At 71.7% G+C, this 7,624-nt stretch carries 10 protein-coding genes and 1 pseudogene; 8 read left to right on the top strand and 3 right to left on the bottom strand.

The genetic code is table 11. The features are described 5' to 3' along the window. Positions 1–43 precede the first annotated feature (43 nt). Positions 44–694: a response regulator transcription factor gene (locus AC1DP0_RS14675; protein ID WP_478085309.1), complete on the bottom strand. Its 651-nt coding sequence runs from the start codon at positions 692–694 to the stop codon at positions 44–46. Between the two features lie 94 nt (positions 695–788). Between AC1DP0_RS14675 and AC1DP0_RS14670 the strand changes: the two genes are divergently transcribed. The 7 genes and pseudogenes from AC1DP0_RS14670 (at position 789) to AC1DP0_RS14640 (ending at position 6,112) form a co-directional block, all read left to right on the top strand. Continuing rightward, the gene (locus tag AC1DP0_RS14670) at positions 789–2,033 is read left to right on the top strand and encodes a LolA family protein (protein WP_478085301.1); all 1,245 of its coding nucleotides are present in this window, start codon (positions 789–791) and stop codon (positions 2,031–2,033) included. A 77-nt stretch (positions 2,034–2,110) separates the two neighbouring features. Next, positions 2,111–3,028 (top strand): ABC transporter ATP-binding protein, encoded by a 918-nt coding sequence (locus tag AC1DP0_RS14665; RefSeq protein ID WP_478085307.1) that lies wholly within the window; start codon positions 2,111–2,113, stop codon positions 3,026–3,028. Continuing rightward, positions 3,015–3,899 carry an ABC transporter permease gene (locus AC1DP0_RS14660; RefSeq protein ID WP_478085296.1) on the top strand — a complete coding sequence of 295 codons (885 nt, stop codon included), beginning with the start codon at positions 3,015–3,017 and terminating at the stop codon, positions 3,897–3,899. The genes AC1DP0_RS14665 and AC1DP0_RS14660 overlap by 14 nt, the downstream gene beginning before the upstream one ends. 141 nt (positions 3,900–4,040) lie before the next feature. Further along, positions 4,041–4,664, top strand: a pseudogene (locus AC1DP0_RS14655) (alpha/beta fold hydrolase); the annotation flags it as partial. A gap of 167 nt (positions 4,665–4,831) precedes the next feature. Beyond that, a complete protein-coding gene (locus tag AC1DP0_RS14650; protein ID WP_478085304.1) occupies positions 4,832–4,942 on the top strand; it encodes a hypothetical protein in 111 nt (36 codons plus the stop codon). Next, entirely contained in the window at positions 4,939–5,586 is a 648-nt protein-coding gene (locus AC1DP0_RS14645) for a methyltransferase family protein (RefSeq protein ID WP_478085293.1), read from the top strand. Before AC1DP0_RS14650 ends, AC1DP0_RS14645 begins: the two co-directional genes overlap by 4 nt. A gap of 61 nt (positions 5,587–5,647) precedes the next feature. Next, the gene (locus AC1DP0_RS14640; RefSeq protein WP_478085290.1) at positions 5,648–6,112 is read left to right on the top strand and encodes a phage tail protein; all 465 of its coding nucleotides are present in this window, start codon (positions 5,648–5,650) and stop codon (positions 6,110–6,112) included. Between the two features lie 10 nt (positions 6,113–6,122). Here the strand turns inward: AC1DP0_RS14640 and AC1DP0_RS14635 are convergent, their stop codons facing one another. Both AC1DP0_RS14635 and AC1DP0_RS14630 read right to left on the bottom strand, forming a co-directional pair. Beyond that, a complete protein-coding gene (locus AC1DP0_RS14635; protein ID WP_478085288.1) occupies positions 6,123–6,476 on the bottom strand; it encodes a cupin domain-containing protein in 354 nt (117 codons plus the stop codon). A gap of 127 nt (positions 6,477–6,603) precedes the next feature. Next, on the bottom strand, positions 6,604–7,068 hold the full coding sequence (locus AC1DP0_RS14630; protein ID WP_478085285.1) for an SRPBCC family protein: 465 nt from the start codon (positions 7,066–7,068) through the stop codon (positions 6,604–6,606). Positions 7,069–7,179: 111 nt separating this feature from the next. On the opposite strand from AC1DP0_RS14630, the gene AC1DP0_RS14625 reads away from it, so the two are divergent. Continuing rightward, positions 7,180–7,624, top strand: a 445-nt coding sequence (locus AC1DP0_RS14625) for a DUF4440 domain-containing protein (RefSeq protein WP_478085282.1), incomplete at its 3' end; no start/stop codon positions are given.

The following is a 7,624-nucleotide window of genomic DNA, read 5'->3' as shown; positions in this document are numbered from 1 at the left end:
CCGCCGGCCCCGCCGGCCCCGTCGGCCCCGTCGGCCCCGCCGGTCACGTCGCCATCCGGTAGCCGACGCCGCGTACCGTCTCGATCCGCGTCCTGCCCAGCTTGCGACGCAGGTAGCCGACGTAGACCTCGACGACATTGGCGTCATCGAGATCCCCCCAGACCTTGAGGAGGAGGTCCTCCTTGGGGACGACGGCGGGATGCGCACGCAGGAGGTGCTCCAGGAGCAGGAACTCCCGGGGTGCCAGCGAGATCTCCGAGCCGTCGACCTCGACACGGTGCGCCGCCGGGTCGAGGACCACCCCGGCAGCCTCGAGGACCGTCGGACGCGGCGCCGGGTCGCGGCGCACCAGGGCCCGGAGCCGGGCCACGAGGACGACGAAGGAGAACGGCTTGGTCAGGTAGTCGTCCGCGCCGTAGTCCAGTCCGTCGGCCTCGTCGTACTCCCCGTCCTTCGCGGTGAGGAGGAGCACCGGCACCCAGTTGTGCTCGGCCCGAAGCGTCTTGACGACCGTGTAGCCGGACATCCGCGGCAGCATGATGTCGAGGACGACGACGTCGTAGGCGCCGAACCGCGCCTCCTCGAGACCAGCCTGCCCGTCCGCGACGTGGTCGACGACGAACCCCTCGGCGCTCAGCCCGCGCACGACGGCGGCGGCCATCCGGGCCTCGTCCTCCACCAGCAGCACCCGCACACTGCCACGATGCCACGGGGTCAGGACGACGTGCGGCTCCTCGCGGCTGCGCGGTCTCAGGGCGCTCTCAGCAGCCGGGACGCACGATGGAGTCATGAGCATCTTCCTCGACCATCCCCGGACCCGTTGGGCGCTGCCCGTCGCGGCGGTGGGTGTCATCGGCGCCGTGGCCCTGACCGTCAACCAGACGGCCAACGCCGACAGCGGACTGCCGTCGCGCACCGCTGCCCAGCTGCTCGCCGACGTCCGGACGGCCAACGTCTCGAGCCTGTCCGGGACCGTGGTGCAGACCTCGGACCTCGGTCTGCCCGAGATCCCGGGCCTCGCCGGCCCGGGGCAGCCAGGCTCGGGATCCAGCTCGATGACCTCGCTCGTCTCCGGCACGCACACGTGGCGGATCTGGCTCGACGGCCCCACTCGCCAGCGGCTCGCCCTCATCGGCGGCAACGGCGAGTCCGACGTCATCCACAACGGCGCCGACGTCTGGCTGTGGTCCAGCGCGGACAAGTCCGCGGTGCACCACAGGCTGGACGCCGACCAGGCGCGCGCCGGCGCGACCGGCAAGCGCCTGCCCAACAAGCCCGCGAGCGGAGTCCCGGGCCCGCTCCCGTCCGGCGTCCCCCGCACCCCGGACGAGGCGGCTGCCGCGGCTCTCGCCGCGATGGGCAAGGACACCGCCGTCACGACGTCGAGCACGGCGTCGGTCGCGGGCCGCTCCGTCTACGAGCTGGTCCTCACGCCGAAGGACAGGACCACCCTCGTCGGATCCGTGCGGATCGCCATCGACAGCCAGGAGCACGTCCCGCTGCGCGTCCAGGTCTACTCGACGAAGCGGACGAACCCGGCGTTCGAGGTCGGCTTCACCGCCGTCGACTTCGCCAAGCCCGACGCCCGGCAGTTCGCGTTCACACCGCCGGCCGGCACGACGGTCACCCAGTCCGACGCTGCGACTCCGCGCCCCGACGGCACTGGCACCAGCACCAGCACCAGCACCAGCACCAACATCGAGCCGACCCGGATCGCGCCCTCGCCCGGCGCCACGCCCAAGGCGTCGACATCCCCGAGGATCGTCGGATCCGGGTGGAGCACGGTCGTCGTGGCCCCGTTCGTCCTCCCGACCTCCCCGTCGACCTCGCACAAGGGCGCGGGCGGTTCGGTGGCTGACAGCGCGGCGCAGCTGAACGGCATACTCAAGGCCCTTCCCGCCACGTCGGGGACCTGGGGCCGCGGGCACGTCCTCGAGGGCACCCTGTTCTCGGTCATCCTGACGGACGACGGCCGGGTCGCCGTCGGAGCCGTCGCGCCGGACCAGCTCTACCGCGCCCTGGYGGCGAAGTGACCCGACCACTCGAAGCGGTACGGACGTCCGGCCCAGGGAGCGGTGGGAGCGATGCGACCGAACGGCCCGATCTCGCGATCGCGTCCCGGAGGCTGACGAAGCGCTTCGGCGCCCGGGCCGCGGTGGACGCGATCGACCTCGTCGTGCCCCGGGGCTCGGTGTACGGCTTCCTCGGGCCGAACGGCTCGGGCAAGACGACGACGATCCGGATGCTGCTCGGTCTCGTGCGACCCTCCGCCGGCACGAGCAGCCTTCTGGGCGAACGGATCCCGCAGGGTGGCCAAGCCGTGCTGCCCCGCGTCGGATCCCTCGTCGAGGGCCCTGCCTTCCATCCCTACCTGTCCGGCCGGGCCAACCTCCAGCGGCTCGACGCTGCCGACCTCACCGCGGACCCGCGGACCGCCAGCCAGCGCATCGACGCCGCGCTCGATCGGGTGGGGCTGCTGGCAGCCGCGGGCAAGCGCTACCGCGCCTACTCGCTGGGCATGCGCCAGCGGCTGGCCATCGCCGCCGCGCTGCTCATGCCCCGAGAGCTGCTCGTGCTCGACGAGCCGACGAACGGCCTTGACCCGCAAGGAACTCGCGAGGTGCGCCACCTCGTCGCGTCGCTGGCGTCGGATGGCACGACGGTCTTCGTCTCGAGCCACCTGCTGTCCGAGGTGGAGCAGATGTGCACGCATCTCGGCGTCATGCGAGACGGTCGGCTCGTCGCCCAGGGCTCCGTCTCGGAGGTGCGCGGCGGGGCGGCCCCGACGGCGCGGGTCCTGACCGAACAGCCCTCCGCCGCGGCGGAGATCATGACGCAGCTCGGCCTCAGCGGCGTCGAGGCGGTGCCCGGCGGGGTCCGCGGGGCACCGGACGGCATCGCGCCGGAGAAGATCGTCGCAGCGCTCGTCGACGGCGGCGTCGGCGTCAAGGAGTTCACCGTGACCAGTCCGAGCCTCGAGGACCTCTTCCTGTCCCTGACCGGGGAGGGCTTCGATGTCAGCGACTGAGCCGGTCCTCACCGACACCCCTGCCCTGACCGGCCGGGCCGGCGCGCGCCCGAGGCGGCGGCTGTCCACACGCCTCCTGCGGTCCGAGCTGCGCCTCATCGCCGGCCGCCGGCGCAACCAGATGGGACTGCTCGTCCTGGCCGCGGTGCCCGTCCTCATCGCGGTCGCGGTCCGGATCTCGTCGCCCCGCGAAGGGCGGGGGCCGGACTTCCTGTCCTCCATCACCTCGAACGGGCTGTTCGTGCCGCTCGCTGCCCTCGGCGTCGAGCTGGGCCTCTTCCTCCCCCTCGCCATCGCGATGCTCGCCGGGGACGCGGTGGCCGGTGAGGCGAACCTCGGGACCCTCCGCTACCTGCTGACCGTGCCGGTGGGCCGCACCCGGCTGCTCGTCACGAAGTACGTCTCCCTCATGATCGGCGCGCTGTGGGGGGTGGCCGTCGTGGTCCTCGCCGGCGCGGTCGCCGGGATCGCCCTCTTCGGCACCGGTCCGATGCTGACCCTGTCCGGCACCGAGATCCCGTTCGGCACGGCCGTCTGGCGGGTCGTGCTCGTCAGCCTCTACATCGCTGCCGGGCTGGCGGCCCTCGGCGCCGTGGGGCTGTTCATCTCGACGCTGACCGAGCAGCCGCTGGCCGCCACCGTCGCGCTCATGATCTTCACCATCCTGTCGTGGATCGCCGACTCGGTCCCGCAGATCGCCTGGCTGCATCCGTGGCTCCTCGTGGACCAGTGGATGGCGTTCGGCGACCTGCTCCGCGACCCGCCCTTCTGGGACAACGTCAGCCAGGGCCTCTGGGTCGACCTGGCGTATGCCGTCGTCTTCGGTTCGCTCGCCTGGGCCCGGTTCGCGGGCAAGGACATCACCAGCTGACCCACTCGGCTGTTCACTGGTGGTGTGACAGTGCAGCGCCTGGGACGGGCACCGCTCGCGAGTGGAGAGGGAGTGGCATACGCCCTGACGGGCAGCGGCCCGCACCTGCTGGTCGTGCCGGGCTGGCTCAGCCACCTCGAGATGGGGTGGGCCATCCCCGCCGAGCGGATGTTCCACGAGGCGCTGTCGTCGGGGCGCACCCTGGTGCGCTACGACCGTCCCGGGTGCGGGCTGTCCGACGCCTACGAGGGTCCCCGCACGATGTCGCTCGAGCTCGCGACGATCGCGGCCGTCATCGACGCGGTGGGCGCCGACCGCCTCGACGTCCTCGGCTGGTCACTGGGCGCACCGGTCGCCGCACAGTGGGCGGCCGAGCGACCGGAGACGGTCTCGCGGCTCGTGCTCTGCGGCGGCTGGGCCACCGGGGGCTCGCTCGGCGACGAGGACAGCAGGCGCCACCTGCTCGGCCTGCTGGCGACCCACTGGGGCCTGGGCTCGGACGTGCTCACCGAGCTGTTCGCCCCGGAGGCCGATGGCGGGACCCGCCAGAGCCTCGCGCGCTACCAACGCGCTGCCTCGTCGGCCGACACCGCGGTCGCGCTCCTGCGGCTCGCCTACGAGCTGGACGTGTCGCCGAGCCTGCGGCGGGTCCGGGCGCCGACGCTCGTGCTGCACCGGCGAGGAGACCGGGCCGCCCCGCCCGCCGGGGGCCGGATGCTCGCGCAGGCGATCCCCGGGGCGGAGCTCGTTGAGCTCGATGGCCGCTCGCACCTTCCGGCGAGCGGCGACGCGCAGTCCGTGGTCGACCAGGTGCGGCGCTTCCTCGGCCTGCCGCCGCTGCGGCGGTCCGTGCCGACGGGGCTCACCGCGCGCCAGACGGAGGTCGCGGCGCTCGTCGCAGAGGCCTCACGAACCGCCAGCTCGCGGAGCGGCTGGGCATCTCCGAGCGGTCGGCCGAGTCGCACCTGGAGCGGATCAGGCTGCGCCTCGGGTTCAGCTCCCGCGCGCAGGTGGCCGTCTGGTACGTCGCGCACCAGGCGTGAAGTGCCCGCAGCGCACGACGACCTTCTGGGCGGTCACCACCGACGTGTCGCTCCTGCTCCTCTTCGCCGTCCAGCACTCGGTGATGGCACGTCGCGGGGTCAAGGCCCGGCTCCGTCGACTCGTCCCGGTCGAGCTGGAGCGCACCACCTACGTCCTCGCCACGAATCTCTGCCTCGCGCTGCTGCTGGCGCTCTGGCAACCGTGGGACCAGCAGATCTGGCACGTCGACGGCCCACCTGCGGCGGTGCTCTGGACGCTGTGCGCGACCGGCTGGGTCCTCGCGATCGCGGCGACCTTCGCCGTCGACCACCTCGAGCTCGTCGGGCTCCGCCAGGCCGGCTGGGCGCCGAGCCGAGACCCGGGCGCGTCCTCCGACCTGCAGGTCGATGGGCTCTACGCCATCGTGCGGCACCCGTTGATGACGGGGCTCGTGCTCGCCTTCTGGGCCACCCCTCGGATGAGCGCGCCCCACCTGCTGTTCGCCGTCGCCGCCACCGGCTACATCGGCGTCGGGATCGCGTTCGAGGAGCGCGACCTCCGCCGGACGTTCGGGCCGTCCTACGACGAGTACGCCTCCCGCGTCCCCGCGCTGGTGCCCGGACTGCGCGGGGGGCGGGGCACCGTCGAGATGCCTCGAGACTGAGCACGCGGAGCTGGCCGGGTCGCTACTGTGGCGCCGAGAGCCCGGACCCAGGAGGTATGCCATGTCCTACGTCGTCGACTTCACCGACGTCTCAACCGTCGGGCTGGAGTCCTCGCCGGTCGCCGAGGCGCTGGCCGGGCTCAGAGCGAACGAGGCTCGCTACTTCGGCAACAAGTACTCCCACGTCTTCACCGTCGAACCTGCGGGAGACAGCCCGGAGGTCGTCGACTGGGTGCATCGCATCCTTCAGGACGAGCGCGACCTCGTCATCGCTTCCCGCCCGCTGGAGGCGACGGCGTTCGAGGTCGACGGGATCCGAATGGCTTACGTGTTCTACGAATCCGGCTTGTCGATCAACGTGATGTACACGATCGAGGACGGCGGGAAACGCGCGGTCGGCTTCAAGCTGTCCGACGGGATGGAGGTCCCGGAGGAGCTCGCCACCCGCTTCAAGTTCGCGCGACAGAAGTCGAAGCTGGCCGGGACGATCCGGGGCTCCTACTTCGTCATCAAGGGTGAGTACTGAGCGACCGAGGTCACTCGGGCCTGGCATACGCCTTGATGCCGGTGTCGAGCATCAGGCACGGCTCGTCGCCGTCGGTCCACGCGTCGTGACCGGGGTCGAGGTCCATGACGTCACCGGGCCCGATCGCGAGCTCACTGCCGTCGTCGAAACGGACGGTCATCCTCCCGGACAGGCAGATGCCGGTGTGGTGGGTCTGGCAGGAGTCGGTGCCGGCGATCGGCTTGACGTCGTTGGACCAGCGCCAGCCCGGCTCGAACACGCCACGGCCGAGGGTGAAGTCACCGAGCGTGACCACATCCATGTGCCCGTGGGCCTTGAAGGGCCGCTGCTCGTGCGGGGCGTCGATGCTCTGCTTGTCGGACATGGGCTTCCTCTCATGGTGTCGCGGCATCGTGAGCCGTGGCCTGACGGCCCACCGGAGACTCTCTTGACGCTAGACCCGCGGCTGCCAGCGCGGGTCTGATCCCGCTGAAGAGGTGGYGTCGGCGCCCTCACTCGGTCGAGGCGAACGACGCCTGGAGCGCATCGAGGGTGGCGGTGCGCTCCCGCCGGGCCATCCACCGCAGTGCCGGCGTGGCCAGCCGGTACAGGCCGTAGGTGTGCAGCTTCGCGCGGTGGCGCACCAGCGTCGTGCCGTCGTGCGCGGCCTCCAACGAGTAGCCGGGCCACCCCTCGGTCTTGAGCTTGCCGGGCCTCGAGCCGCTCCACCAGTGGTAGGTCAACGTGTGCGGCGCATCGAACTCCACGATCTCGCCGGGGGTGGGACCGAAGCGGGTCTCGTCGACGTACGTCGTTCCCAACGCCGGCTCTCCCGGCGACGTCTGCTGCGTATGCCGCCTGATGCTGCCCTTCGCGGGCATCCACTCGTTGTAGCCCTCGATCCCGGCGAGCCGCGCGAAGACGTCGCCCGGTGGAGCCTGGATCCTGCGCTCGAGCTCGAAGTCGACGACGCCCATGGCCCTCAGCATGGGCCGCCGCACCGCCGACCTCAAGCCCTACTCTCGGACCCGGACTCTCGAGCGGGAGGACGTGGGCTCTCTCGTGACCGTGCTCGTTACGGTGGTGACGTGACGACAGAGTCTGGACGCCGAGACGCCGCCAGTGACGAGTCAACCATCGAATCGGTGGTCGACGCCTTCTTCGGGGCGTTCGTCTCCGGGCCCGGCTGCTCGGAACAGATGGCCGGGCTGCGCGCGCTCTTCGTCCCACGGGCGGTCGTCGTGCGCACCTGCGGTCTGGAACCGTCCGTCATGACCGTCGAGGAGTTCATCGCGCCGCGCGAGGCGTTGTTGACGGATGGGTCGCTGACGGACTTCCGGGAGTGGTCGGTCGGGGGCCGCACCGAGGTGTTCGGCGACATCGCGCACTGGTTCGGCAGCTATGCCAAGGCGGGCCTGCAGGACGGTGTGCCGTTCACCGGGCGCGGCATGAAGTCGATCCAGCTCATCCGCACGGCCGAGGGTTGGCGCATCAGCGCTGCCGCGTGGGACGACGAACGCGACGGCGTGACGC

The sequence above is a fragment of the Terrabacter sp. P5_B1 genome, assembly GCF_056400505.1.
This window is presented reverse-complemented; position numbering and strand designations above follow the sequence as displayed.

Coding starts and splice junctions, on each gene's coding strand:
- AC1DP0_RS14660 (WP_478085296.1), top strand. CDS start 3,015: ATGTCAGCGACTGAGCCGGTCCTCACCGACACCCCTGCCCTGACCGGC.
- AC1DP0_RS14640 (WP_478085290.1), top strand. CDS start 5,648: ATGTCCTACGTCGTCGACTTCACCGACGTCTCAACCGTCGGGCTGGAG.
- AC1DP0_RS14635 (WP_478085288.1), bottom strand. CDS start 6,476: ATGTCCGACAAGCAGAGCATCGACGCCCCGCACGAGCAGCGGCCCTTC.
- AC1DP0_RS14630 (WP_478085285.1), bottom strand. CDS start 7,068: ATGGGCGTCGTCGACTTCGAGCTCGAGCGCAGGATCCAGGCTCCACCG.